Consider the following 24,085-nt stretch of genomic DNA (forward strand, 5'->3'; position numbering starts at 1 on the left):
TGAACCCTCCTGCCACGGAGAGACCGTGGCCGTTGAGACCACAGGAGGTGGGTACCGAAACATGCGCGCTTACGAAATGGTCGTGATCCTCGACCCGTCCGTCGATGAGCGGACCGTCAGCGGGACCTTCGAGAAGCTGGTCCAGGTCGTCCCTACCGAGGGCGGCACCATCGACAACGTCGACGTCTGGGGCAAGCGGAAGTTCGCCTACGAGATCGACAAGAAGTCCGAGGGCATCTACATCGTCCTCACCTTCACCTCGACCCCCGCCACCGCGCAGGAGCTCGATCGTCAGCTGGGGCTCAACGAGTCCGTGCTGCGCACCAAGCTCATGCGGGCCGACGCGAAGTGATCCTTCGGGACGCGCCCCCGCTCCGCGGCGGCTCGTCCCTCCCGATCGCCTCCGGCTCACGCCGACGGGCGATCCGCGGCCCCCGGGCCGCCTCCCAGTGACACCACTGACCCCACCGAACTCGGAGCAGAGGAGCACCCATGGCGAATGACACCGTCATCACGGTGATCGGCAACCTCACCGCCGACCCGGAGCTGCGTTTCACCAACTCCGGAGCGGCCGTGGCGTCGTTCACCGTCGCGTCCACCCCCCGCACCTTCGACCGTCAGGCGAACGAGTGGAAGGACGGCGAGGCGCTGTTCCTGCGCTGCTCGGTCTGGCGCGATGCCGCCGAGAACGTGGCGGAGTCGCTGGAGAAGGGCACGCGCGTCGTCGTGCAGGGCCGTCTCCAGCAGCGCTCCTACACCGACCGTGAGGGCAACAACCGCACGTCCGTGGAGCTCCAGGTCGACGAGGTCGGCCCGTCGCTCCGCTACGCCACCGCCAAGCCCACCAAGGTGCAGCGCGGCGGAGGCGGCGGCGGTCGCGGCTTCAACGGCGGCGGTGGTCAGCAGGGCGGCGGCTTCAACGGCGGCGGCCAGGGTGGCTACGGCCAGCAGGGCGGCGGTCAGGGCGGCTACAACGGCGGCCAGCAGGGTGGCTACGGCAACGCTCCTCAGGGCGGCGCCGACCAGGACCCGTGGGCCGGCGGCAACCAGGGCGGGTACGACGACCCTCCCTTCTGATCCGCAGAGGGCTCTCCGGAGCCTGCTGACCAGGATCGACACTCATCCATTCCATCCCGGGTGCATGCCCGGGCTCCACAGAAAGAAGGAGCACCACGATGGCCAAGCCTGTTCTTCGTAAGCCGAAGAAGAAGCTGAACCCGCTGAAGGCTGCGGGTCTCGAGACCGTGGACTACAAGGACGCGGCGCTGCTGCGCAAGTTCATCTCCGACCGCGGCAAGATCCGCGCGCGTCGGGTGACGGGCGTGTCCGTGCAGGAGCAGCGCAAGATCGCGAAGGCCGTGAAGAACGCCCGCGAGATCGCGCTCCTGCCCTACTCGACCTCCGGTCGCTGAGCAAGGAAGGCATTCACATGACCACCAAGCTCATCCTCACGCACGAGGTCTCCGGCCTCGGTGCCGCCGGCGACGTCGTCGAGGTCAAGGACGGCTACGCCCGCAACTACCTGCAGCCCCGCGGTCTCGCGACCCCGTGGACCAACGGCGGTCAGCGCCAGCTCGACCAGATCCGCGCCGCCCGCGGCAAGCGCTCGATCACGAACCTCGAGGACGCCCAGGCGCTCAAGGCGACGCTCGAGTCGAAGCCGGTCGTCGTCGCCGAGCGCGCCGGCGAGAACGGCCGCCTCTTCGGCGCCGTCTCCTCCAAGGAGATCGCCGACGGCGTCAAGGCCGTGTTCGACAAGGACATCGACCGTCGCACGGTCGAGTTCCCCGCCGCCATCAAGGCGCTGGGCGAGCACAAGGCGACCGTGCGTCTGCACGACGACGTCTTCGCGAACCTGGTCATCCAGGTCGTCGCCGCCAAGGGGTCCGTGAAGGCCTGATCCGAGGCTCTCGCACCCTGCGCTCGACGCCCCGCCCACCGTCATGGTGGGCGGGGCGTCGTCGTGCGCGGGGGGTGGTGCGCGCTCCTGCCCCACGGATGGTCCGATTCTGTTCCGGATCCGACGTCGATGTGGAACACAATCGGACCATCCGCCGTGTGTGAGGGCTTCCGGGGCGGGTGGCGGAGGCGGCGCGTGGTCGGCCCTGTGGTGAGGGGCCGATGATGGGCGAGCATGGTGCCATGCCCTCCGCCCTCCAGAACGTCCCGCTGCGCGAGCAGCTGCGGATCGATCGCCTCCCCCTGCGACTGCTGACCCTGTTCCTCGGCCTGACCGGCTTCGGCGCCGGCATCGGCCTGATCCTCCGCGCCGGCCTCGGCGCCGCCCCGTGGGACGTGCTCTCCGTCGCGATCGCCGGCCGCACCGGGCTCAGCATCGGGACGATCACGATCCTCACGAGCTTCGTCGTGCTGCTCGCCTGGATCCCGCTGCGCCAGCAGCTCGGCATCGGCACGCTCGCCAACGCCCTCTGGGTCGGCGTCTCGATGGACCTCACCCTGCACCTCGTGCCGCCCGTCGAGGGCCTGCTCCCTGGCATCGCCCTGCTCGTCGCCGGGCTCGCCCTCAACGCCGTCGCCGACGCCGTCTACATCGGCGCCCAGCTGGGCCCCGGCCCGCGCGACGGGCTCATGACCGGGATCCACCACCGCTGGGGGCTGCCCGTCGGCCCCGTCCGCGCGGTCATCGAGGTCGGCGTGCTCGCGATCGGCTGGATGCTCGGCGGGCCCGTCGGCCTCGGGACCGTCGTGTACGCCCTGGGCATCGGCCCGATCGTGCACCTCGTGCTGCTGTGGGTGACGATCCCCGTGCGCCGCGGGGCGGCGCCGGTCCCCGCGACGGCCGCCCTCGCCGACTAGGGTCAGGCAGGGTGAGCACCCCTTCCCCCACCCCCTCCCACCCGGACGCCGGCTCCTCACCGGCCGCCGGCCACACCCTCGCGCGGTCCCTCGGCCACGGCCAGATGGCGATGATCGCCATGGGCTCCGCCCTCGGCACCGGCCTGTTCCTGGGCTCCGGCGAGGCGATCGGCTACGCCGGACCCGCCGTCATCGTCTCCTTCGCCGTGGGCTCCCTCATCGCCGCGACGATCGCGCTCGCGATGGGCGAGATGGCCTCCCGCCACCCCGTGCGCGGCGGCTTCGGCACCCTCGCCGCCCGCTACCTCTCCCCGTTCTGGGGCTACCTCAGCCGCTGGCTGTACTGGATCGTCACGGTCGCCGTGACCGGCGCGGAGCTCGTCGCCTGCGCCGCCTACCTCGCGTACTGGTTCCCGGCCGTGCCGATCTGGGCGGGGATCCTGCTCTTCGCCGCCGTGATCGTGGGGATCAACCTCGCGACCGTCGGCTCCTTCGGCGTCATCGAGTTCGCGCTGAGCTCGATCAAGGTCGTCGCCGTCCTCGTCTTCATCCTCATCGGCCTGTTCCTCGTGCTGTTCGGCATGCCGGGGGAGAGCGCCCCCGGGCTCTCCCTCCTCACGTCCGACGGGGGCTTCGCCCCCAACGGCTGGGGCGCCGTCTGGATCGCGCTCTCGGTCGTCATGTTCTCCTTCGGCGGGATCGAGCTGCTCTCGATCACCGCCGCCGAGGCGAAGGACCCGGCCCGCTCGATCCGCACCGCCGCGCGCACCACCATCGTGCGCCTCGCGTTCTTCTACGTGCTGTGCATCGGCATCGTCGTGAGCCTCGTGCCGTGGCAGGAGGCCGCCGGCACCGGCGAGGACGTCGCGACCTCCCCGTTCGTGATGGTCTTCGACAGGATCGGCATCCCCGGCGCCGCGAGCATCACGAACCTCCTGGTGCTCGTCGCGGCGCTCTCCGCGGCGAACGCGAACCTCTACGCGGGCAGCCGCATGCTCCACTCCCTCGCCTCCGACGGCCTCGCCCCGCGCCTCTTCGCGCGCACCACGCGCCGTCACGTGCCCTACGTGGGCATCGTCGCGAGCTCCGTGGGCCTGCTCGCCGCCGCGATCCTCGCGTTCTCCGGGGTGGGCGGCGTGTTCGGCTACATGATGAGCCTCGTCGTGTTCGCGGTGCTGCTCGTGTGGTTCCTGATCCTCGCGACCTTCGTCGCCTACCGGCGTCGCGGCGTCGAGGGCGCGACCTTCCGGGTGCCCGGCGGCGTCGTCACGGCGGTCGTGGGCATGATCGGCCTGCTCACCGTCCTCTCCACGGTGTTCGTGCGTGAGAGCATGCAGATCGCCGCGGCCGTCGGCGTGCCCGCCGTGCTGCTCGCGACGCTCCTGTACTTCATCGTCGTGCGGCGCCGTCTCGACACGGCCGCGATCGAGGAGGCCTTCGACGAGGCCGAGTCGATGCGCTGACGCCGCTCGCAGGATCCGAGCGGCGGCGAGCTGGTACTTCGCGCGCACCGTACGATTCCCCCGACATGGGACAGCGGGCCCAGAACCGAGGGGGCAGTGATGAGCGCGGAGAGCATCGACAGCAGGGGCGTGAAGCGGAGCTCGCTGATCGTGACGGTCCTCGGCGCGCTGCTCGGCGGTCCGGTGTCGATCATCCTCGGTGCCCTCGCGATCGCCTCGGCGGAGAGCAGCCCGGAGCGCGCCCGCACGCTGACGTCCTTCGCCTGGCTGCTGCTCATCCTGGGGTGGCTCTTCTACGTCGCGGCGTTCCTGCTCCTGTTCCTGGGCGGGGAACCCGGCTGAGTGGGAGGGGCGAGCGTCAGCCAGCCTCTCGCCCTCCGGCATCGATGCGCTGTCGCCGACGTCCGTCGGGACCGGCTCCGACGGACGTCGCGGCCGGTCCCGGCGTCCCGGTCGCTAGGGTCAGGGCATGTTCGGATCCTCGAAGCAGCTCCAGGCCCAGCAGGCCCACATCGCCCGGCTCGAGGAGGAGGTGCGCGGCCTGCGCGGGCTCGTGAAGCGTCTGGCCGACCGCGCCGACGTGGGACCCGAGGAGCTCGAGGAGCTGCGGGCCCAGCTGCGCCCGGCCTTCCCGCCGCGGGTGGACGAGCTGATCGCGCAGGACCAGCTCATCGCCGCGATCAAGGAGTACCGCACCGCCACGGGAGCCGGGCTCAAGGAGGCGAAGGACGTCGTCGAGGCACGGCGCGACGGCCTGCGCTGACATGCCCTGACGCCCAGGCCGGCGGGGTGGCCGCGCGGGAACGTGTCGTCCGCAACACTCCCTCGGACGGATTGGGTCCCCCGGTGAACGCGGGGTACCCTGAAGGAACCTTCGGCGTTGGTGTGTACGTACCTGGTGTCGGAGACATGCGCGAGTGGCGGAATTGGTAGACGCGCACGGTTCAGGTCCGTGTGCTCGAAAGGGCGTGGGGGTTCGAGTCCCCCCTCGCGCACGCATGGAAGAGCCCCTGGTCGGTGAGAGCCGATGCAGGGGTTTCTTCGTGTCCGGGGCGCGTCACGCCGGGGCGGCCGGGGGGGGCACCGGCCCGCCGGCCGGCGATCACTCCCGCTCGTGGGCGGCGAGGAGGGCGAAGCCGCCCGCGATCGCGATGAGCGCGGCGACCATGCCGATGAGCGCCGGCCAGCCGCCCGCCACGAAGAACATGCCGCCCACGAAGCCGAAGACGCTCGAGCCCACGTAGTACCAGAGGTTGTAGAGGCTCGTCGCCTGGGCGCGATCCTGCGCGGCCTGCACGCCGGCCCAGCCCGAGGCGATCGCGTGCGCGCCGAACAGCCCGGCGGTCATGACCACGAGCCCCGCCACCACGAGCACGAGCGGCTGCGCGAGGGTGAGCAGCGCGCCGGCGAGCATGATCCCCATCGACGTGAGCAGCACCCGCCGCCGGCCGTGCCGGGCGACGAGGCCGCCCGCGATCCGCGAGGACGCGGTGCCGGAGAGGTAGGCGATGAACAGCAGGCTCGTGAGGCTCGAGGGCATCGCGTACGGGGCGCCCTCGAGGCGGAAGCCCAGGTAGTTGTAGATCGCGACGAAGGCCCCCATGAGCAGGAAGCCCTGCGCGTAGAGCACGAGCAGGCGGGGCGTGCGCAGGTGACGGCCGACGGCGGCGACCACGTGCCGCACGGAGACCGGGTGCGGGGAGAAGCCGCGCGGCGGCGGGGTGATCGTGAAGAAGACGAGCGCCGCGGCGGAGGCCATGAGGGCGACGGCGAAGGTGCCCACGCGCCAGTCGGTGAGGTCCGCGACGGGGCCAGCGACGAGGCGACCCAGCAGCCCGCCGATCGTCGTGCCGGAGACATAGGTGCCGGCCGCGATCGCGGCGTGCCGGCGGTCGATCTCCTCGCCGAGATAGACGACGGCGATCGCGGGGATCCCGCCGAGGGCCGCGCCCTCGAGGACCCGCACCACCATGAGCGTGCCGAACCAGGGGATCCACGGCATGAGAAGGCCCAGCGCGGTCGCGGCGACGAGGCTCACGCGCATGGCGGCGACCCGGCCGATCCTGTCCGCGACGAGCGACCACGGCAGCACGGAGGCGGCGAGGCCCAGGGTCGCCGCGGAGACGGTGAGGCTCGCGCGGGAGGCGTCGACCCCCATGTCCGCGGCGAGGATCGGCAGCACACCCTGCGGGGAGTACAGCTGGGCGAAGGTCGCGATGCCCGCGCAGAGCAGCGCGAGCAGGATCCGGCGGTAGGCCGCGGAGCCGCGGTCGTGCCCCGCCCACGGCGCGGGCGTCGGTGCGGCGGGCGGTGCGGCGGCAGGGACGGCGTCGGAGAGGTCCGACGGCCGGAGGACGGGGGTGGGGAGGGTGGGGGTGGTCGACATGTGCGGGAGGCGCTCCTCGGGAGATCGCCGCTCACGCTAGGAGCCGCCGCGCCCCCGCACAAAGGTCATGGAGCGATGCCTGGCATAGCGATACCGGCATAGGATCGTGTGACCGGCGACGACGATCCCGTGCGGGCCGGCCGACGCGCCCGCGGAGTGAGCGAGCAGACGTCACGGGCAAGGGAGGAGGGCCGATGGAGCAGCAGGGCGACGCCTCCGGTCGTAGCGGTCATGAGGCGGCTGAGGGCCTCGAGGGTCTCGAAGGCCTGGACCGCGGCCGCGTGCTGCGGGACCTCCCCGTGTTCTGCGCCGTCGCGGAGGCCGGCCAGGTCACGCTCGCCGCCGCGGAGCTCGGCCAGCCGCAGTCGATGGTCTCGCGCACGCTGGGCCGTCTCGAGGCGACCCTCGGGGTGCGCCTGTTCGAGCGCCGGGGCCGCGGGATGGAGCTGACCGAGGCGGGGCGGCACCTCCTGCCCTACGCGCAGGCCGGACTGCAGCAGCTCGACGCGGGCCTGCGCGAGGTGCAGGGGCAGCAGGTGATCGGCCGGGACACGCTGCGGGTGGCGGTGCAGTCGCTGCTGGGCCTGCGCGTGGTCCCGCCGCTCATCGCACGCTTCCGGGCCTCGTACCCGGAGGTGGACTTCGAGCTCGTGCAGGGCTCCCGCCGCCGCGGCCTCACCCTGCTCGAGGAGGGGCGGATCGACATGGCGCTGCTCTCCTCGCCGCCGCGGATGCCGCGCACCACCACCATCGAGATGGCCGCGGAGCCGCTCGTCGCGCTCGTGCCCGCAGGCCACCCGCTGCAGCGGAGCGCACCGGTCGCGGTCGAGGAGCTCGCCGACGAGGAGCTCATCATGCTCTCCGCGGACTTCGACGTGCACGGTCTCGTCCACGCCATGTTCGCCTCCGCAGGCCGAACCCCGCGGATCGGGATGACGACCGAGGACTACTACACGGTGCGCGGCCTGGTCTCGGCGCGGCTCGGGGTGAGCATCATGCCGCCGATGCCGACGGTCTCCGACGAGGTCCGTGAGCTGCGGATCGACTCGCCGATGGCGCGCCGCACGATCGGCGCGGTCGTGCACGAGGACGCGGGTCGGCCGGCGCTCACGGCCTTCGTGCGGATGCTCGCCGCCTCCGACGGGCCCGCCGAGGTCGGGGCCCGCTGAGGTCTGGCCTCGGCCCGGCGGCTCAGGCCGGGCCGACGTGCAGGATCGTCGTGAGCAGCTCGCGGGCGCGGTCGAGCACGTCGTCGTAGCTGCGCTCCTCGCCCTCCGGGGTCGACCCCGCACTGTGGTGGGCGAGGTGGCCGAGCGAGCGGATCATCCCGGCGATGAGGCTCGTGATCATCTCCGCCGTCGGCGCGACCTCCTCCTCGGGGAGGTCGGGGTGCTCGTTGCGGACGCGGAGCTGGATGATCTCGCCGAGCTCCTCCTCGAGGGCGAAGATGCGCTGCATCTGCGCGGCGAGGAGATCGGGGTGCGAGGTCACCACCCGCATCCGCTGCTCGAGGGAGAAGGGGAGGTCCATGGGCGGCGGCGTGACGATGCCGACCGCGTCGAGCAGCACCGGACCCGTGCCCACGATGAAGCGGCGGGCGGCGCTCTGGTCGATCCGGGGCATGTGCCGGCCCAGGAGCGCGTCCTCCTTGGTGGGGTAGTGGTTGAAGAAGGTGCGCTGGCTGATGCCGGCGGCCTCGCTGATCATCGCGACGGTGACGTCGGCGTAGCCGTGCTCGGCGACGAGCTCCAGGGCGGCCTTCTCGATGGCGTCGGCCGTGCGCTCGCCGCGACTCCTCGCCACGGGGGCGGACTTCTCGCTCATGGGGCCACAGTACGGCGCGCCACACCTCTCTGGACGCTCCTAGTGGCAGTCGCTACAGTTTCGAGTTGCAGTCACTGCAGTTCTGAGTGTGAGTCGATGAAAGGCACCCCATGACCACCACCGCCGCACCGATGGTGCTGACCCGTCGCCGGGTCTGGACGATCTTCGCCGCGCTGCTCGCGGCGATGTTCCTCTCGAGCCTCGACCAGACCATCGTCTCCACCGCCATGCCCACGATCGTCGGCCAGCTGGGCGGCGTCGAGCACCAGATGTGGATCACCACCGCCTACCTGCTCGCCTCGACGATCGTCATGCCGATCTACGGCAAGTTCGGCGACGTCCTCGGTCGCCGCCACCTCTTCCTCATCGCGATCGCCCTGTTCACGCTCGCCTCGCTCGGCGCCGCGCTCTCGAGCACCTTCTGGGCCTTCGTGATCTTCCGCGGCCTGCAGGGCCTCGGCGGCGGCGGGCTCATGATCCTCTCCCAGGCGATCATCGCCGACGTCACCCCGGCTGACCAGCGCGGCAAGTACATGGGTGTGCTCGGCGCCGCCTTCGGCGTCTCCGCGATCGCCGGCCCGCTCCTCGGCGGCTACTTCGTCGACCACCTGACCTGGCACTGGGCCTTCTACATCAACATCCCCGTCGGCATCGCCGCGTTCCTCGTGGGCGTGTTCGCCCTGCAGCTGCCCAGCAAGCTCGCCACCCGCCGCATCGACGTCCCCGGCGTCGTCGCGCTCTCCGCCGCGACCGCGAGCCTCATCCTCTTCGCCGACCTCGGCGGGGACGACGCCCACGGCTGGGACTCGCCGCTCACCTGGGGCCTCGGCGCGCTCTTCCTCCTCGCCGCCGCGGCCTTCGTGCTCATCGAGTCCCGCGCCGAGGACCCGATCATCCCGCTCTCGCTCTTCCGCAACCGGCTGTTCGTGCAGTCCACCGCGATCGGCCTCGCCCTCGGCATCGGCATGTTCTCCGTGCTCGGCTTCATGCCCACCTTCCTGCAGATGGCGTCGGGCACCTCCGCCGCGGAGTCCGGGCTGCTCATGATCCCGATGATGGCCGGCATGATGGCGACCTCGATCGCCTCCGGCGCCTACGTCTCCCGCACCGGGCGCTACCGGATCATCAGCGCCGCCGGCGTGCTCGTCATGATCGGCGCGGTCCTGCTGTTCACCACCATGACCGCGCAGACCCCGATCTGGGTGATCATCGCCTACCTCATGGTCTTCGGCGCCGGCCTCGGCCTGGTCATGCAGAACATCGTCCTCGTCGCCCAGAACGCCGTCAGCGCGACCGTCGTCGGCACCGCGACCAGCACCACGAACTACTTCCGCGAGGTCGGCGCGACCCTCGGCACGGCGGTCTTCGGCACCGTCTTCGCCAGCCGCCTCACCGAGCGCCTCGTCGCCGTGTTCAGCGGGAGCGGGGCGAGCGCCGACCAGGCCTCCTCCGCGGCCTCCTCGATCGACCCCTCGACCCTCGCGGAGCTCCCGCAGACGATGCGGGACGCGATCGTCGGCGCCTACGCCGAGGCCCTCTCCCCGGTGTTCTGGTACGTGCTGCCCTTCCTCGCCGCGGCCGTGCTGCTCGCGATCACCCTGAAGCAGGTCCCGCTCTCCCACGAGGCCGGGCTCGTCGCCCGCGGCGAGGCCGTCCTCGAGGAGCCGGCCGACGGGACTCCGGCCGACGACGCCCCCGTCGGGACCGCCGCGCAGGAGGCCTCCGGGACGGACGAGGACCCGGTGCCCGCGACCCTGCGCTGAGGCCCGCGCACCGGAGTGCGCTCGCGCTCGCCACACGCCCCGTCGGGGGCCGCAGCTTCGACGCGGCCGGCAGGGACGTCCGCCCGCTCGCCGGACGCACCCGGGACGGCCCTGCTCAGCGGCCGGGCGCGGTGAGCAGGAGCTCCACGTTCCGGTCCTGGGCCTCGCCCTCCTGGGAGGGGTCCGCGTGGATGTCGTTGAAGGACAGCTCGCGGTAGAGCGTCGCGAGGGAGTCGCCCTGGTACGGCGCCGCGGACTCGATGATCGTCGAGAGCAGGGACAGGGTGCCGTCGCGGTTGTCGACCACCTCGATCACGCGGGCCTGCTGCGGGAAGTCCACGTGCGAGGCGGTGTTGATGGTCCAGTAGCGCCGCTCGGGCACGTCGTGCCCGCGCAGCTCGACGGCGTTGGTGTGCGTGTGCCCGTTGACCCAGGCGAGCACGTTCGGGAAGCGGCCCAGCAGGTTCGCCACGTCCCAGCCGGCGTGCCGCAGCTCGGGCTCGCCCGGCGCGAGCAGGAGGTTGTTCATCGTGCCCGGCGTGTGGTGGCTGAACACGAGGAAGTAGGTGTCCTCCGCCCGCCGGGTCACGAGCCGCCCGAGCGCGTCGTAGGAGCGGCTCGAGCCCTCGGTGAGCACCCGCTCGAGCCAGCGGTACTGGGCGTGGCCCAGGGACCCCTCGGTGAAGCCGGCCCGGTTCGTGGAGTCCAGCGCGATGCCGACCACGCCTTCGGCGATCCCGAAGGTGTAGTAGCCGGTGCGCTCGGCGACGTTCTGCTCGGTGTAGCCGTGGCCCGGCGCGCCCGCCCGGGGCGCCGAGTCGAGGTGCGCGCGCAGGTACTCCTCGATCGTGAACGGGGCGCGACGCTCGTCCGGCGTGACCTCGTGGTCGTGGCGCGGATCGGCGCTCGTGGTGATCTCCGGGGTGCGCGTGCCCTCGATCGAGGAGGTCGCAGCGGTGCGCACGCGGGACTCGAGCTGGCGATTCGCGGCGTCGGAGGTGAATCCCGTGAACTTCCACGAGCCGGTGTAGATCTCCGTGAGGAAGCCCCAGTCCGACGGCAGCGTGCCGGAGACGGAGTCGTCGTGGTTGCCGAACACGCTGAACCAGGGCACGTCGAGGCCCGGGCTGCGGTGGCTCGCCGTGGCGCGGTCCAGGAGGTCGGGGATCGGGGCGAAGCCGGCCTGCTCATAGCGGTCGTCCACGCCGCCGGCGGGGTTCCAGTAGTTCCGGTCGCCGCTGGTCTGCACGCCCTCCCAGGTCCCGTCGGCCCCGGTGCTCGCGGTGATCTCGCCGCCGTCCATGACGGCGAGGAACCAGTCGAGCTCGACGGTCTCGTGGTTGTCGGTGTTGTCCCCGGTGGTGACGACGCAGTCGAGGGGGCGGCGCGTGTGCGGGCCCTTCCCCAGGGCGTTCACGCGCTCGACGAGTGAGACGGAGCCCTGGGTGGTGAGGGACTCCTGCGGGCGGAAGGCGGAGCCGGTGACGTCGTGGAGGTACTCGAAGCGCATCGGGGACTGGGCGTCGAGCAGGTGCTGGTCGGTGAACTGGACGAGCGCGGCGAGCGGGACGCGGGTGTCGGTGCGGGCCTTCCGTGGAGGGTTCTCGAGCGCGTCCTCCCGCACGAGGAAGGGGGAGGGGTCCCCGGCGGTGAGGCGGCGGTAGGAGCCCTCGGGGCCGGCCTCGGGCACGGCGCGCTCGGCGAGGGTGGTGCCGGTGGGGTCGAGCCCGGCGTCCTCGGCGAAGGCCCGCTGGGCGGGGAGGGTCGCGGCGGTGGTGCCGGCGAGGGTGAGGGCGGAGCCGGCGAGCAGCGTGCGCCGGCGCAGCGGGGAGGAGGGGGCGGGGACGTGGGGATGCGCCATGACCCCCAGCCCAGCAGCCCAGGGTTACCCCTGGATAAAGGCTGGGGGAGCGGCACGTGGCGACCGCGCGGCCCGCCGGCGACGGGCCCCGCTGAGCCGTGCCGGCGGCGTCAGAGGATGAACTCGAGCGGGTCGAACTCGTCGATCTCGATGATCCGCACGCGCGGCAGCTTCGAGGTGAAGGCGTGGACGTCGTGCTCGAGGTCGAAGAACTCGATCCCCGGGACGTTGCGGAGATCCGCGGCCATGAACTCCTGGAAGCCGACGATCCCCGTGCGGCGCTCCGGATCGGCGGCGAGCGCCTGCATCTGCGGCACGAAGTCCTTGTCGTGGCTGACGAGCAGGACGTCCGCCTCGCGCTCCGCGAGGGCCTCGGCGGTGCGCTGGATCGCGATGTCCACGACCTTGCCCTCGCCGCGCAGCGGGACGGTGCGGTAGCCGATCGCGATGAGCGCCTGCACGAAGCCCAGCGGCAGCGTGTCGCCCACGGCGAGGAAGAACAGGCCGGTCACCGGTTGCTGCCAGGCGGACTCGGCGTGCTCGAGGAGCTTGTTCCAGCGGGGCCGCTCATCGGGCTGGGGCCGGCGGTTCAGCACCGACACCCCCAGGGTGGCGTCGATGTTCTCCCCGTCTACCAGCATGTACGTGCGGCGATCGCTCATGGGGCGAGCCTACGCGCTCCCCGCCCCGCCCCCGCCCGGACGGGGGCGACGACCGTAGGCTGGACCGATGGCGACCACCCGGAACGCGCTGCCCGCCCTCGCCCAGTCCACCGCCGCGGCGGTGCCGGCGCTGTCCGTGCCCTGGCAGGCCGATCCCGTGCCCGCCGCGCGGATCGTATGGCTGAACGAGGCGCTCGCCGCGGAGCTCGGTATCGACCCGGACCTGCTGCGCGGTCCCGAGGGCCTCGCCCTGCTCACCGGCAGGATCGGGGCCGACGGCCGCCCGCTCGCCCCCGGTGAGGTCCCGCCGGAGCCGCCCTTCACCACCGCGCAGGCCTACGCGGGCCACCAGTTCGGCCAGCCGAACCCGCAGCTGGGCGACGGCCGCGCCGTGCTGCTCGGCGACCTCGAGGACGACCGCGGGCGCCGCGTCGACCTCCACCTCAAGGGCTCCGGTCGCACGCACTTCGCCCGCGGCGGCGACGGGAAGGCGCCGCTCGGGCCGATGCTCCGCGAGGCGATCATCGGGGAGTTCCTGCACGCCGCCGGGGTCCCCACCACCCGGGCGCTCGCCGTGCTCGCGACCGGGGAGCGGATCGCACCCCGTCGCGGGGAGGAGACCGAGCCCGGTGCGCTGCTGGTGCGGGTCGCCGCGAGCCACCTGCGTGTGGGGACCGTGCAGCACGCCGCCTGGCACCACGGGGAGGGGACCGTGCGGGGTGTCGTCGACCTCGCGATCGCCCGCCACCACCCGCGCGCCGCGGAGGCGGAGAACCCGCCGCTCGCGCTGCTCGAGGCGGTCACGAACGCGCAGGCGGAGCTCCTGGCGCAGTGGATGCTGCTGGGCTTCGTGCACGGCGTCATGAACACCGACAACATGGCGCTGTCGGGGCAGAGCATCGACCACGGTCCCTGCGCCTTCCTCGACGCCCACGTGCCGGGCGCCGTGTTCAGCTCGATCGACCGGCAGGGACGCTACGCCTACGGCAACCAGCCGGGGATCGCGCTGTGGAACCTCTCCCGCCTCGCGGAGGCGCTGCTCCCGGCCATCGACCCGGAGGATCCCGAGCGCGGGGTCGCGGCGGCGACCGTCGTCCTCGAGGGCTTCGAGCCGGCGTACCTCGAGGCGCGCGCCCGGGGGTTCGCGCGGAAGCTCGGCGTGCCCGGCGTGGAGGACCCGGTGCGGCTCGCCGCGGCGGGCGAGCTCGGCGAGGAGCTGCTCGCCCTGCTCGCGGAGCACGGGGCGGACCACACGCTCGCGTTCCGCGCGGTGGCGGAGTCCCGGCCGGGCGTGGTCCTGCCCGGGGCGCCGTCGGCCGCGATCGAGGCGTGGTGGGCGCGGCTGCTCGCGCTGCGCGGGGAGGGCCCGGAGGCCCGCGCCGCGCTCGCGGAGGCGGGGCGGGCGAACCCCCGCCGGATCCCCCGCAACCGGCTGCTCGAGGACGCGCTCGCCGCCGCTCAGGCGGGCGAGGAGGCGGCCGCGCTGCGCGTGCTCGCCGGTGTGGCCGAGCCCTTCGAGGAGCGTCCGGAATATGCGGACATCGAGAGTCCGGCAGGTGGCGCGGATCCCGTGGTCACGTTCTGCGGCACCTGAAAGAGGTGTGTCGTCACCGGTTCTGGACGACCCTGCAGGTGGGGTCCGTGCTGTCCGCTGCGAAGGACCCGCGAAGGGCGCTTCCCGAGGCGTCTCGGATCTCCGACGTGACTCGTCACGTTCAGGGCACGTCCATCGACACCGACGTCCGGAGGACACCGCGAATACCCTGGCGAACCACGACCGTGCGGGACGGCGCCTCACGGTCCTCTCCGCCATCGTCGTCCTGATCATCGCCGCGATCCTCGCGAAGGCCCAGGCCTCCCCGGCGCCCGCCGGCCCCGCGCCCGCCGGCGCGAACGTCGTCCCGCCCCGTCCCGACGAGCAGGGCTGGTGCACCCCCTCGGGCGCCTCTGACCTGCGTGTTCCTCCCACGGATAAATACCTTGTCGCCCTCGGGTGGACAGACCTACCGTGGTGGCACACGGAAAGGAGGTGATCCGAGGAATGATTTCCCATCGGACATGTGAGGTGGCTCGCCGCTGAGGCGACCATCGACTCTGACCCGCAGCAGCGGGCCCCAGATCGACGGACCGCAGCGAATACCAGCGAGCTGCCCGGACCCGCAGGGGTCGGCCATCGTCCAGCCGGCACGCGCACCGCGCACCCTGCGGGTCCGCCCGTGCCCGGGCCCGGATCGCGGCACTACGCTCGAGCCGTGAGCACCCCCAGCTTCCCACCGGTCACCCGGCTGACCCCGGCCCCCTCCGCGATCGACGACGCCGCCGTCCGGTACCACCCGCACGCCCCCGGCCCCGAAGACAGGGTCGTCCTGCTCCTCCACGGCCTCGGCAGCCACGAGGAGGACCTGCTCGGACTCGCCCCGATGCTGCCGCCCGGCCCCGTCTACGCCTCCCTGCGCGGCGTGCTCGCCTGCGGCGCGGGCTACGCCTGGATGGCCCCGCCACCCGTGGACCCGAGCGACCCGTCCCTCATCGACGAGTCCTCCGCCGCCGTCGAGGACTGGATCGCCCGCACCCCCGGGACCGTCGTCGGCGCGATCGGCTTCTCCCAGGGCGGCATGCTCGCCCTCCACCTGCTGCGTCGCGACGCCCGCGCGTTCGAGTGGATCGTGCAGCTCTCTGGCCGGCCCTTCGGCGCCCCGCAGCCGGGGGACGCCGCGCTCGCGGAGCGCCGGCCCCCGGCGCTCTGGGGCCACGGCGGCCTGGACCCGCTGTTCGACCCCGCCATGGAGGACGAGGTGCGCGCGTTCATGACCGCGCACACCGCCCTCGAGGAGGTGCACCGCCCGTACCTCGGGCACGGCATCGACCAGGAGGAGCTCGCCGCGATCGCAGGCTTCGTCGGCCGCATGCTCGAGGGGGCCGACGGGGGCACCGCCGGCGTCTCCGCCGAGGGCTGAACGCCCCAGCGGCGCGGTCCCGCCCCTGGTCACGGTGCGGACCGTCGAGGATCGGAGGAAGGTACCCGATCCCATCGGTGCGCGGGTGCACAATCCTCTGCCGCGGCCCAGGGGAGGCGCTGTACGCTTCCCTCATCCCGCGCCGAGAGACGGCGCCGGAGTCGAGGAGAACAAGGAGACCATGAGCGCCGCCAGCGACGCCCCCGGTGACAGTCCCAGGCCTTCGGGCCACCCAGATACTCACCTCCCGGACGGGGGGAACCGATGGAACTGATCGGTCCGCTCCTGTCCCTCGCAGCCACACTGCTGCTGATCCTCGCGTGCGGCGCCTTCGTCGCCGCCGAGTTCTCCCTCATCACCGTCTCGCGCAATGACGTCGAGGCCGCCGCCGGCAAGGGCGACCGCCGCGCCGCGAGCGTGCTCGAAGGGATGAAGACCCTCTCCACGCAGCTCTCCGGGGCGCAGCTGGGGATCACGGTCACCAACCTCGCGATCGGCTTCCTCGCGGAGCCCGCGATCGCCGCGATCGTCGCGCCGCCGCTCGAGGGCTGGGGCTTCAGCCCCGTCGCCGCGCGCAGCGTCTCCGTCGCGATCGCGCTGATCCTCGCCACCGGTCTGACGATGATCTTCGGCGAGCTCGTGCCCAAGAACCTCGCGATCGCGAAGCCGCTGGGCACGGCCAAGGCCGTCGTCGGCTTCCAGCGGATCTTCTCGCGGATCCTGCACTGGCCGATCCGCCTGTTCAACGGCAACGCGAACGCGATCGTGCGCCGCCTCGGCATCGAGCCGCAGGAGGAGCTCGGCTCCGCCCGCAGCGCCGAGGAGCTCTCCGTGCTCGTGCGCCGCAGCGCGGACGAGGGCGCCCTCGCCGCGGAGACCGCGACGCTCGTGCAGCGCACCCTCGCCTTCGGCGACCGGCGCGCCCACGACGCGATGGTCCCGCGCGGCCGGATGGACGTGCTCGGGACCGACGAGACCGTCCAGGACCTGCTCGAGCTCGCCCGCGAGTCCGGGCACTCCCGCTTCCCCGTGCTCGACCCGGAGAACGAGATCGCCGGGGTCGCCCACGTGCGCCGCGGCCTCGCCGTCCCCTTCGCCGATCGCGCCACGACGCCCATCACCGCCGTGATGGGCGAGGCGACCTTCGTCCCGGATACCGTCCCGCTCGACGACCTCATGGACACGCTCCGCGCCGGCCACCTCCAGATGGCCGTCGTCATCGACGAGTTCGGCGACCACGCCGGCCTCATCACCCTCGAGGACCTCGTCGAGGAGATCGTCGGCGAGGTCCGCGACGAGCACGACGAGGAGCCGGACGACGCCCCCGAGCCCGACGGCTCGTGGGAGTTCTCCGCCCGGATCCGGCCCGACGAGGCCACCGACCGCCTCGGCGTCACCGTCCCCGAGCACGAGGACTACGACACCCTCGGCGGCCTGGTCACCATGGAGCTCGGCCGCCTGGCCGAGGTGGGCGACGAGGTCGTGGTCGACACCGACCCCGCCCCCGGTGAGGACCCGGCACGCCTGCGGATCGAGGTGCTCGAGGTCGACGGCCTCCGCATCGAGACGCTGCACGTGACCGTCGAGCCCGCCGCCGAGGACGAGGACGGCGAGACCGCCTCCGACGACGCGGACGACGAGAAGGGGGATGAGCGATGAGCGACCTCGGCGGCATCGCCCTCACCCTCGTCCTGCTACTCGCGAACGCCTTCTTCGTGGGCGCGGAGTTCTCGCTGATCTCCGCGCGCCGCTCCGTCATCGAGCCCAAGGCCCTCGAGGGCAACTGGGCCGCGAAGGTGACGATCAGCGCGATGGAGCAGGTCAGCCTCATGATGGCGGGCGCCCAGCTCGGCATCACCGTGTGCTCGCTCGCACTCGGCGCGATCAGCGAGCCCGCGATCGCGCACCTGCTCGAGGTGCCCTTCGGTGCGCTCGGCATTCCCGAGGGCTTCCAGCACCCGATCGCCTTCGCGATCGCGCTGTCCCTCGTGACCTATCTGCACGTGGTCTTCGGCGAGATGGTCCCCAAGAACATCGCGCTCGCCGGCCCGGAGCGGATGGCGATGATCCTGGGCCCCGTGCTCATGGGCGTCGTCACCGTGCTGCGGCCGCTGCTGTGGCTGTTCAACGGGATCGGCAACCTGGCCCTGCGGATCCTGGGTGTCGAGCCCAAGGACGAGGTCACCAGCGTGTTCACCCGGGACGAGGTCGCCGCGATGGTGAGCGAGTCCAAGGAGGGCGGCTACCTCGAGGACAACGACGAGGCCCTGCTGCTGGGTGCGCTCACCTTCGAGCAGCGCTCCGTCGCGAACCTGGTCATCCCGCTCGCGAAGGTCTCCACCCTCCCGGTGGGCGTCACGCCCGCGGGCGCCGAGGCCGCCGCGGTGGAGGGCTTCTCCCGCTTCCCCGTGCTCGGGGAGGACGGCGCGCTCGCCGGGTACATCCACATCAAGGACGTGCTCGAGGCCTCCGAGGAGGCCCGTGACCTGCCGATCCCCGCCGAGCGGATCCGCACCCTGCCGCGCATCGGCGCCGATCAGCCGCTGCGGCAGGCGCTCGCGAACATGCAGGGCTCCGGCGCGCACCTCGGCGCCGCGACCGACGCGGACGGCACCGTGATCGGCATCGTCACCCTGGAGGACATGCTCGAGGAGCTCGTGGGCCAGATCCGCGACGACTCGCGCGTCGCCGCCTGACGCCCGGGCCCCGGCCCGTCACCCACCGCCCCGTCGGCCGTCCTGGCCGGCGGGGCGGTGCCCGTCGCGGCGCCGTCGGAGCGCCCTGCCCGGAGGTGACCGAAGCGGGCAGGACCCGTCACGGTTCGCGCAGTCGCGCCGCGGATCGACGTGACCTGGACCACCGACACGGTGAATGTCCTGGTCCGCGGCCTGCTCCCCGCTACGGTGTCGCCACACGACGACGTGACCCGGCGGGAGCTCCTGCCGAGGGGAGGTGCCCGATGACCCGTCCGCTGCCCGTCCCACCGCCGCTGCCGCGCCCCGCCGCGCGCCCGGAGCCCGTACCCGTGCAGCCGTCGACGCCCGTCCCGGCACCCGAGCCGGCGGAGCAGGACCACCTGCCCGCGGTGCCGGTCTACTTCGTCTCCGACTCCACCGGCATCAGCGCCGAGACGATGGGCAACGCCCTCCTCCTGCAGTTCCCCTCGGTGCCCTTCGAGCGGCACCTCTTCCCCTTCCTGCGCACCCCGGCCGACGCCGAGCGCGTGCGCGAGCAGCTCGACGCGGCCGCCGGCGGCCCCGTCCCGCCGATCGTCTTCCTCACCGTGGTCGACGACGCCGTGCGCGAGGTGCTGCTGGGCACCGTCGCGCCCGTCGTCGACTTCGTCTCCGCCCCGCTCGCGCAGCTCGAGGCGCAGCTCGGCGTGACCGGCGACCACGCGCCCGCCCGCCTCCACGGCGTGGGCGACGTGCGCCGCTACAACCGGCGCATGCAGGCCGTCGAGTTCGCGATCGAGCACGACGACGGGCAGTCCGTGCGGGCCCTCGAGCGGGCGGACGTCATCCTCATCGCCCCCTCCCGCTGCGGGAAGACCCCCACCAGCATGTACCTCGCGCTCATGCACGGCGTGTTCGTCGCGAACTACCCGCTCGTGGACGAGGACTTCGCGGCGGGGGCGCTGCCCGGGGCGATCCGGCACCTCGCCGATCGCTGCTTCGGCCTCGTGACGAGCCCCGAGCGGCTCGCCGAGGTGCGCGGGGAGCGCCGCGCCGCCTCCCGCTACGCCTCGATCGAGCAGACCCGCTGGGAGCTCGACGCCGCCCGCCGCCTCTACGACCGCCACCGCATCCCCTCGATCGACTCCTCCTCCACGAGCGTCGAGGAGATGTCCATCCACATCCTGCAGACCCTCACCGGCCGCAGGCCCCCGAGCTGACCCGTCCCCACCCCATCCCCTCAGACGGCGCCGCCGTCGGAAGGAGCCCCTCATGAGCCGCACGATCCGCTGGTACTCCGAGCTCGGCATGGACGACCTCGAGCAGGTGGGAGGCAAGAACGCCTCCCTGGGCGAGATGGTCTCGCACCTGGCCGACCTGGGGGTGAGCGTGCCCGACGGCTTCGCGACCACCGCGGAGGCCTATCGGGAGTTCCTCGGCGCGACGGGGCTCGCGGAGCGGATCGACGAGGAGCTGCGGGCGCTCGACACGGAGGACACGCAGGCGCTCGCCGCGACCGGCCGCCGGATCCGCGAGCTCGTCATCGCCCAGCCCTTCCCCGCCGAGCTCGAGGCGGGGATCCGGGAGGCGTACGAGACGCTCGCCGCGGGCAGCGGGGACGAGGCCTCCTTCGCGGTGCGCTCCTCCGCCACCGCGGAGGACCTCCCGGACGCCTCCTTCGCGGGCCAGCAGGAGACCTTCCTCAACGTGCGCGGCATCGACGCGGTGCTGCTCGCGATCCGGGAGGTGTTCGCCTCCCTCTACAACGACCGCGCGATCGCCTACCGGGTCCACCACGACTTCGAGCACGCGGCCGTGGCGCTCAGCGCCGGCGTGCAGAAGATGGTGCGCTCCGACATCGGCGCCGCGGGCGTCATGTTCACGATGGACACCGAGTCCGGCTTCGACGGCGCCGTGTTCGTGACCTCCGCGTACGGCCTCGGCGAGGGCGTCGTGCAGGGCGCCGTGAACCCCGACGAGTTCTACGTCCACAAGGCCGGTCTCGAGGCGGGCCGGCCCGCGATCCTCGCCCGCCAGGTGGGGGAGAAGGCCCTGAAGATGATCTACACCGACGACGCCGCCGTCGGCCGGACGACCGCCTTCGTCGACGTCGAGCCCGAGCAGCGCCGCCGTCTCTCGCTGACGGACGAGCAGGTCGAGGGGCTCGCCCGGCAGGCGCTCGTCATCGAGAAGCACTACGGCCGGCCGATGGACATCGAATGGGGCCTCGACGGGGCCGACGGGGAGCTGTACATCCTCCAGGCGCGCCCCGAGACGGTGCAGTCCCGCGCCGGCACCATGATCGAGAAGCACCGCCTCGCCGAGCGCGGCGAGGTGCGGGTCGAGGGCCGGGCGATCGGCGCGCGGATCGGCGCGGGCCCGGTGCGGGTGCTCACCTCGATCGAGCAGATGCACGACTTCGTGCCCGGGGAGGTGCTCGTCGCGGACATGACGGACCCGGACTGGGAGCCGATCATGAAACGGGCCAGCGCGATCGTCACCAACCGCGGCGGGCGCACCTGCCACGCGGCGATCATCGCGCGCGAGCTGGGGATCCCGGCCGTCGTCGGCACCGGCAGCGCCACCCGGACCCTGAAGGACGGGGAGACGGTGACCGTCTCCGCCGCGGAGGGGGACACCGGCTACGTCTACGCCGGGGAGCTCGAGTTCACGGTGACCAGCACCGACGCGGGCGCCATGCCGGAGATCCCCACCCGGATCATGATGAACGTGGGCAACCCCGAGCAGGCCTTCGCCTTCTCCCGCCTGCCGCACCAGGGGGTGGGCCTCGCCCGCCTCGAGTTCATCGTGAACCGGCAGATCGGCATCCATCCGCGGGCGCTGCTCGAGCTCGGGTCGCTCGAGGCGGAGCATCCGGAGCTCGCCGCGCAGGTGCGTGAGCGTACCGCCGCCTACGATTCCCCGCGCGAGTACTTCGTGCGGCGCGTCGCGGAGGGCGTCTCGATGATCGCGGCGGCCTTCGCGCCGGAGCCCGTGATCGTCCGGATGAGCGACTTCAAGTCCAACGAGTACGCGAACCTGCTGGGCGGGGAGGTGTTCGAGCCGGACGAGGAGAACCCGATGATCGGCTACCGCGGCGCCTCCCGCTACGTCTCCGCGGACTTCGCGGAGTGCTTCGCGATGGAGTGCGAGGCGCTGCGCTACGTGCGTGAGGAGATGGGCCTGACGAACCTCAAGCTCATGATCCCCTTCGTGCGCACCCCCGCGGAGGGCAAGGGCGTGATCGAGCTGCTCGCCTCCCACGGCCTGCGCCGCGGGGAGAACGGGCTCGAGGTCGTCATGATGTGCGAGATCCCGTCGAACGCGCTCGTGCCGGAGGCTTTCCTCGAGCACTTCGACGGCTTCTCGATCGGCTCGAACGACATGACCCAGCTGGTGCTGGGACTGGACCGGGACTCGGCGCTCGTCGCGGACGGCTTCGACGAGCGGGACCCGGCCGTGAAGATCATGCTGCAGCGGGCGATCGAGGCGTGCCGCGCGGCGGGGAAGTACGTGGGGATCTGCGGGCAGGGTCCCTCCGACCACCCGGACCTCGCGGAGTGGCTCGTGGAGCAGGGCATCGCCTCGATGTCCCTGAACCCGGACACGGTCGTGGAGACCTGGCAGCGGATCGCGGCGCTGCCCGTCGCCCGCTGAGGCGCGCCCGCGTCATTCCCCTCGCGGTGGGGCGCTCAGAGCTCCAGGTGCGCCCCGCCGTAGGACTCCGTGCCGGGCACGGAGGTGACCGTGGTCAGCAGGAACACCGTGTCGTCGAGGGACTCGACGGCGTGGCGCTGGTGGGTGAGCGCCTCGATCTGGCCGGGGGCGACCTCGACCGGCTCGTCCCCGGTGACCCGCAGGCGCCCGCGGACCACGTAGATCGAGGCGGCGGGCGGGGAGTTGTGCTCGGCGAGCGTGATGCCCTGGCGCAGCGCGATGACGCTCTGGCGCAGCGGGCCGTCGTGGACGAGGACCTCGGCGTGGCGGCCGTTGGAGGCCTTGCGGGCCTCGGCGACGGCGCGGTTGATCGCATCGGACAGGGCGGGCATGGGGTTCCTCCTCGCGCGGCGACTGGGTCTCCAGTATGACCGGCGCCGCAGCGTGCGTCAGGGGAACCGGGAGGTCCGACGGCGGGGCCGACGGGCGCGCCCGTCGGACGGGCTCAGCCGCGCAGGGCCTCCGCGGCGGCCCGGGCGCGGCTCAGCATCTCCCTCTCGCTGATCCCGAGGGCCACGGCGGCTGCGGCGACGTCCCGGAACTCCGGCTCGCGGCGCACGACGGCGCCGTCCGGGGCATGGGCGATCTTCACGGCGATCCTCCGGCCCTCGACCGTGACCTCGGTGAACGCGCGGCGGCGGATGATCCGCTCGACGTGGTGCGAGCGCACGCCGAGGCTCCCGGTGCGGTCCATGACCAGCTCCGCGATCGCCTCGCGGTCCTCCGTGCGGGCGAGGACGTGCAGGGTCGTCGCGGGGCGGCCGCGCTTCATGACGATCGGCGTGGTCCAGGCGTCGAGCGCGCCCGCGTCCAGGAGCGCGTCGATCGTCCCGGGCCACAGCCGCGGGTCGAGGTCGTCGACGTTCGCCTCGAGCTGCACGGCCGCGGTGGGGGTCGCGTGGGCGTCCGCCGCGGTCTCGCCGAGCAGCACGCGCACCACGTTGGGGCGCCCGGGGGTGTCCTTCGTGCCCGCGCCCACGCCGAGCGCGGCGAGGGTCATCGCGGGCTGCGGGCCGGCGGTCGCGGCGAGGCCCCGCACGAGGGCGACGCCGGTGGGGGTCGCGAGCTCGCCGATGCCGGGGGCGACGCCGCCCGGGACCCGCCGGCCGCCGTGCTCGTGCGGGCCGCCCTGCATGTGCGCGGGGAGCTCGGCGTCGGAGCCGGGGACCGGTGCCGGGTGCTCGTGCGGCGTGTGCTCGTGGCCGTGCGGGTGGTCGTGCGTGTGCGTGTGCGTGTGCGCGTCGCCGTGCCCATGGCTGTGCGGGTGGGCGTGGCCGCGGGGCGGGAGGATCTCCCCGGCGACCGTCGGCCAGCCGACGGCGAGCCGCGCGACGGCCGGGACCGGCACCGGGATGTCCCCGTGGGCGGCGCGGATCCGGCCGCTGCCCACCGCGATGACGCTCGCCGCGCCCTCGGTGATGCCCAGCTGCCGCCACGCCTCGCACGCGCCGATGACGTCCGCGAGGGAGTCCAGCGCGCCCACCTCGTGGAAGTGCACCTCGTCCGCCGGGACGCCGTGGGTCGCGCCCTCGGCGTCAGCGAGCCGGCCGAACACCGCGAGAGCCAGGTCGATCGTGCGACCCGGCACCGCCTCGTCCCCGCGCGCCTGCTCCAGCATGTCCCGGATCGAGGCCCAGGTGCGGTGCGGCGGATCCTCGACGAGCACCTCCACATCGACCTTCAGGGCGCGCTGGCCGCCGCGGTCCACGACCGTGCGCGTGAAGCGCACCGACCCCGGGACCAGGGCGTCGAGCACCCGCTGCACCCCGTCGAGCTCCGCGCCCGCGTCCACGAGCGCCGCGAGCAGCATGTCCCCGGCCACGCCGGCCGTGGCGTCGATGTAGGCGAGACGGCGGGGCAGAGCGGGCGCGGAGGTCATGGGCACGATCGTAGGCGGGCCCGGGCGGAGCGGCGCGGGGTGGCCGGGCGTTGCAGCGGGCCGCGGCGACCGTCGGCCCGC

22 protein-coding genes and 1 tRNA gene are annotated in these 24,085 nt (G+C 72.9%); 17 read left to right on the plus strand and 6 right to left on the minus strand.

Going from position 1 to position 24,085, the window contains the following annotated elements; all coding sequences use genetic code 11:
* Positions 1-61: 61 nt before the first annotated feature.
* The 9 genes from rpsF (at position 62) to C1N80_RS02905 (ending at position 5,275) form a co-directional block, all read left to right on the plus strand.
* Positions 62-352, plus strand: a complete 291-nt coding sequence (rpsF, locus tag C1N80_RS02865; protein ID WP_137769398.1) for a 30S ribosomal protein S6 — start codon at positions 62-64, stop codon at positions 350-352.
* A 140-nt stretch (positions 353-492) separates the two neighbouring features.
* Positions 493-1,077, plus strand: a complete 585-nt coding sequence (locus C1N80_RS02870; protein WP_137769399.1) for a single-stranded DNA-binding protein — start codon at positions 493-495, stop codon at positions 1,075-1,077.
* 98 nt (positions 1,078-1,175) lie between these two features.
* Entirely contained in the window at positions 1,176-1,412 is a 237-nt protein-coding gene (gene rpsR, locus C1N80_RS02875) for a 30S ribosomal protein S18 (protein ID WP_137769400.1), read from the plus strand.
* A gap of 17 nt (positions 1,413-1,429) precedes the next feature.
* Positions 1,430-1,900: a 50S ribosomal protein L9 gene (gene rplI, locus C1N80_RS02880; protein ID WP_137769401.1), complete on the plus strand. Its 471-nt coding sequence runs from the start codon at positions 1,430-1,432 to the stop codon at positions 1,898-1,900.
* Positions 1,901-2,142: 242 nt separating this feature from the next.
* Positions 2,143-2,817 carry a YitT family protein gene (locus C1N80_RS02885; protein ID WP_137769402.1) on the plus strand — a complete coding sequence of 225 codons (675 nt, stop codon included), beginning with the start codon at positions 2,143-2,145 and terminating at the stop codon, positions 2,815-2,817.
* An 11-nt stretch (positions 2,818-2,828) separates the two neighbouring features.
* Positions 2,829-4,280, plus strand: coding sequence for an amino acid permease (locus C1N80_RS02890; RefSeq protein ID WP_240811209.1), 1,452 nt, complete (start codon positions 2,829-2,831; stop codon positions 4,278-4,280).
* A gap of 99 nt (positions 4,281-4,379) precedes the next feature.
* Positions 4,380-4,622, plus strand: a complete 243-nt coding sequence (locus C1N80_RS02895) for a hypothetical protein (RefSeq protein WP_137769403.1) — start codon at positions 4,380-4,382, stop codon at positions 4,620-4,622.
* Positions 4,623-4,749: 127 nt separating this feature from the next.
* Positions 4,750-5,043 carry a ribosomal protein L7/L12 gene (locus tag C1N80_RS02900; RefSeq protein WP_137769404.1) on the plus strand — a complete coding sequence of 98 codons (294 nt, stop codon included), beginning with the start codon at positions 4,750-4,752 and terminating at the stop codon, positions 5,041-5,043.
* Positions 5,044-5,191: 148 nt separating this feature from the next.
* Positions 5,192-5,275 (plus strand) — tRNA-Leu (locus C1N80_RS02905).
* Between the two features lie 107 nt (positions 5,276-5,382).
* On the opposite strand, the gene C1N80_RS02910 is transcribed toward C1N80_RS02905, so the two are convergent.
* Positions 5,383-6,666 carry an MFS transporter gene (locus tag C1N80_RS02910; protein WP_137769405.1) on the minus strand — a complete coding sequence of 428 codons (1,284 nt, stop codon included), beginning with the start codon at positions 6,664-6,666 and terminating at the stop codon, positions 5,383-5,385.
* Positions 6,667-6,860: 194 nt separating this feature from the next.
* On the opposite strand from C1N80_RS02910, the gene C1N80_RS02915 reads away from it, so the two are divergent.
* The gene (locus tag C1N80_RS02915; protein ID WP_137769406.1) at positions 6,861-7,835 is read left to right on the plus strand and encodes a LysR family transcriptional regulator; all 975 of its coding nucleotides are present in this window, start codon (positions 6,861-6,863) and stop codon (positions 7,833-7,835) included.
* A 22-nt stretch (positions 7,836-7,857) separates the two neighbouring features.
* Here the strand turns inward: C1N80_RS02915 and C1N80_RS02920 are convergent, their stop codons facing one another.
* On the minus strand, positions 7,858-8,490 hold the full coding sequence (locus tag C1N80_RS02920) for a TetR/AcrR family transcriptional regulator (protein ID WP_137769407.1): 633 nt from the start codon (positions 8,488-8,490) through the stop codon (positions 7,858-7,860).
* 110 nt (positions 8,491-8,600) lie between these two features.
* On the opposite strand from C1N80_RS02920, the gene C1N80_RS02925 reads away from it, so the two are divergent.
* Entirely contained in the window at positions 8,601-10,253 is a 1,653-nt protein-coding gene (locus C1N80_RS02925; protein ID WP_137769408.1) for an MDR family MFS transporter, read from the plus strand.
* Between the two features lie 115 nt (positions 10,254-10,368).
* On the opposite strand, the gene C1N80_RS02930 is transcribed toward C1N80_RS02925, so the two are convergent.
* Both C1N80_RS02930 and C1N80_RS02935 read right to left on the minus strand, forming a co-directional pair.
* Entirely contained in the window at positions 10,369-12,114 is a 1,746-nt protein-coding gene (locus C1N80_RS02930) for a TIGR03767 family metallophosphoesterase (RefSeq protein WP_137769409.1), read from the minus strand.
* A gap of 110 nt (positions 12,115-12,224) precedes the next feature.
* Positions 12,225-12,776, minus strand: coding sequence for an NYN domain-containing protein (locus C1N80_RS02935; protein WP_137769410.1), 552 nt, complete (start codon positions 12,774-12,776; stop codon positions 12,225-12,227).
* Positions 12,777-12,843: 67 nt separating this feature from the next.
* On the opposite strand from C1N80_RS02935, the gene C1N80_RS02940 reads away from it, so the two are divergent.
* The 6 genes from C1N80_RS02940 (at position 12,844) to ppsA (ending at position 22,065) form a co-directional block, all read left to right on the plus strand.
* Positions 12,844-14,370, plus strand: coding sequence for a protein adenylyltransferase SelO family protein (locus C1N80_RS02940; protein ID WP_137769411.1), 1,527 nt, complete (start codon positions 12,844-12,846; stop codon positions 14,368-14,370).
* Between the two features lie 658 nt (positions 14,371-15,028).
* On the plus strand, positions 15,029-15,733 hold the full coding sequence (locus C1N80_RS02945) for an esterase (RefSeq protein ID WP_240811210.1): 705 nt from the start codon (positions 15,029-15,031) through the stop codon (positions 15,731-15,733).
* Positions 15,734-15,997: 264 nt separating this feature from the next.
* Positions 15,998-17,392 (plus strand): hemolysin family protein, encoded by a 1,395-nt coding sequence (locus C1N80_RS02950; protein WP_137769412.1) that lies wholly within the window; start codon positions 15,998-16,000, stop codon positions 17,390-17,392.
* Positions 17,389-18,429 (plus strand): hemolysin family protein, encoded by a 1,041-nt coding sequence (locus C1N80_RS02955; RefSeq protein ID WP_137769413.1) that lies wholly within the window; start codon positions 17,389-17,391, stop codon positions 18,427-18,429. Before C1N80_RS02950 ends, C1N80_RS02955 begins: the two co-directional genes overlap by 4 nt.
* A 263-nt stretch (positions 18,430-18,692) precedes the next feature.
* Complete coding sequence (locus C1N80_RS02960; RefSeq protein ID WP_137769414.1) at positions 18,693-19,628, plus strand: pyruvate, water dikinase regulatory protein; 936 nt, start codon at positions 18,693-18,695, stop codon at positions 19,626-19,628.
* A gap of 52 nt (positions 19,629-19,680) precedes the next feature.
* Positions 19,681-22,065, plus strand: a complete 2,385-nt coding sequence (ppsA, locus tag C1N80_RS02965; RefSeq protein ID WP_137769415.1) for a phosphoenolpyruvate synthase — start codon at positions 19,681-19,683, stop codon at positions 22,063-22,065.
* Between the two features lie 35 nt (positions 22,066-22,100).
* On the opposite strand, the gene C1N80_RS02970 is transcribed toward ppsA, so the two are convergent.
* Both C1N80_RS02970 and C1N80_RS02975 read right to left on the minus strand, forming a co-directional pair.
* On the minus strand, positions 22,101-22,457 hold the full coding sequence (locus tag C1N80_RS02970; RefSeq protein ID WP_137769416.1) for a hypothetical protein: 357 nt from the start codon (positions 22,455-22,457) through the stop codon (positions 22,101-22,103).
* A 113-nt stretch (positions 22,458-22,570) separates the two neighbouring features.
* Positions 22,571-24,004: a LarC family nickel insertion protein gene (locus C1N80_RS02975; protein ID WP_137769417.1), complete on the minus strand. Its 1,434-nt coding sequence runs from the start codon at positions 24,002-24,004 to the stop codon at positions 22,571-22,573.
* Between the last annotated feature and the right edge of the window lie 81 nt (positions 24,005-24,085).

The sequence above is a fragment of the Brachybacterium sp. SGAir0954 genome (assembly GCF_005490785.1).
In the GTDB taxonomy this organism is placed as follows: domain Bacteria; phylum Actinomycetota; class Actinomycetes; order Actinomycetales; family Dermabacteraceae; genus Brachybacterium; species Brachybacterium rhamnosum.

Coding starts and splice junctions, on each gene's coding strand:
- rpsF (WP_137769398.1), top strand. CDS start 62: ATGCGCGCTTACGAAATGGTCGTGATCCTCGACCCGTCCGTCGATGAG.
- C1N80_RS02870 (WP_137769399.1), top strand. CDS start 493: ATGGCGAATGACACCGTCATCACGGTGATCGGCAACCTCACCGCCGAC.
- rpsR (WP_137769400.1), top strand. CDS start 1,176: ATGGCCAAGCCTGTTCTTCGTAAGCCGAAGAAGAAGCTGAACCCGCTG.
- rplI (WP_137769401.1), top strand. CDS start 1,430: ATGACCACCAAGCTCATCCTCACGCACGAGGTCTCCGGCCTCGGTGCC.
- C1N80_RS02885 (WP_137769402.1), top strand. CDS start 2,143: ATGCCCTCCGCCCTCCAGAACGTCCCGCTGCGCGAGCAGCTGCGGATC.
- C1N80_RS02895 (WP_137769403.1), top strand. CDS start 4,380: ATGAGCGCGGAGAGCATCGACAGCAGGGGCGTGAAGCGGAGCTCGCTG.
- C1N80_RS02900 (WP_137769404.1), top strand. CDS start 4,750: ATGTTCGGATCCTCGAAGCAGCTCCAGGCCCAGCAGGCCCACATCGCC.
- C1N80_RS02910 (WP_137769405.1), bottom strand. CDS start 6,666: ATGTCGACCACCCCCACCCTCCCCACCCCCGTCCTCCGGCCGTCGGAC.
- C1N80_RS02915 (WP_137769406.1), top strand. CDS start 6,861: ATGGAGCAGCAGGGCGACGCCTCCGGTCGTAGCGGTCATGAGGCGGCT.
- C1N80_RS02920 (WP_137769407.1), bottom strand. CDS start 8,490: ATGAGCGAGAAGTCCGCCCCCGTGGCGAGGAGTCGCGGCGAGCGCACG.
- C1N80_RS02925 (WP_137769408.1), top strand. CDS start 8,601: ATGACCACCACCGCCGCACCGATGGTGCTGACCCGTCGCCGGGTCTGG.
- C1N80_RS02930 (WP_137769409.1), bottom strand. CDS start 12,114: ATGGCGCATCCCCACGTCCCCGCCCCCTCCTCCCCGCTGCGCCGGCGC.
- C1N80_RS02935 (WP_137769410.1), bottom strand. CDS start 12,776: ATGAGCGATCGCCGCACGTACATGCTGGTAGACGGGGAGAACATCGAC.
- C1N80_RS02940 (WP_137769411.1), top strand. CDS start 12,844: ATGGCGACCACCCGGAACGCGCTGCCCGCCCTCGCCCAGTCCACCGCC.
- C1N80_RS02950 (WP_137769412.1), top strand. CDS start 15,998: ATGGAACTGATCGGTCCGCTCCTGTCCCTCGCAGCCACACTGCTGCTG.
- C1N80_RS02955 (WP_137769413.1), top strand. CDS start 17,389: ATGAGCGACCTCGGCGGCATCGCCCTCACCCTCGTCCTGCTACTCGCG.
- C1N80_RS02960 (WP_137769414.1), top strand. CDS start 18,693: ATGACCCGTCCGCTGCCCGTCCCACCGCCGCTGCCGCGCCCCGCCGCG.
- ppsA (WP_137769415.1), top strand. CDS start 19,681: ATGAGCCGCACGATCCGCTGGTACTCCGAGCTCGGCATGGACGACCTC.
- C1N80_RS02970 (WP_137769416.1), bottom strand. CDS start 22,457: ATGCCCGCCCTGTCCGATGCGATCAACCGCGCCGTCGCCGAGGCCCGC.
- C1N80_RS02975 (WP_137769417.1), bottom strand. CDS start 24,004: ATGACCTCCGCGCCCGCTCTGCCCCGCCGTCTCGCCTACATCGACGCC.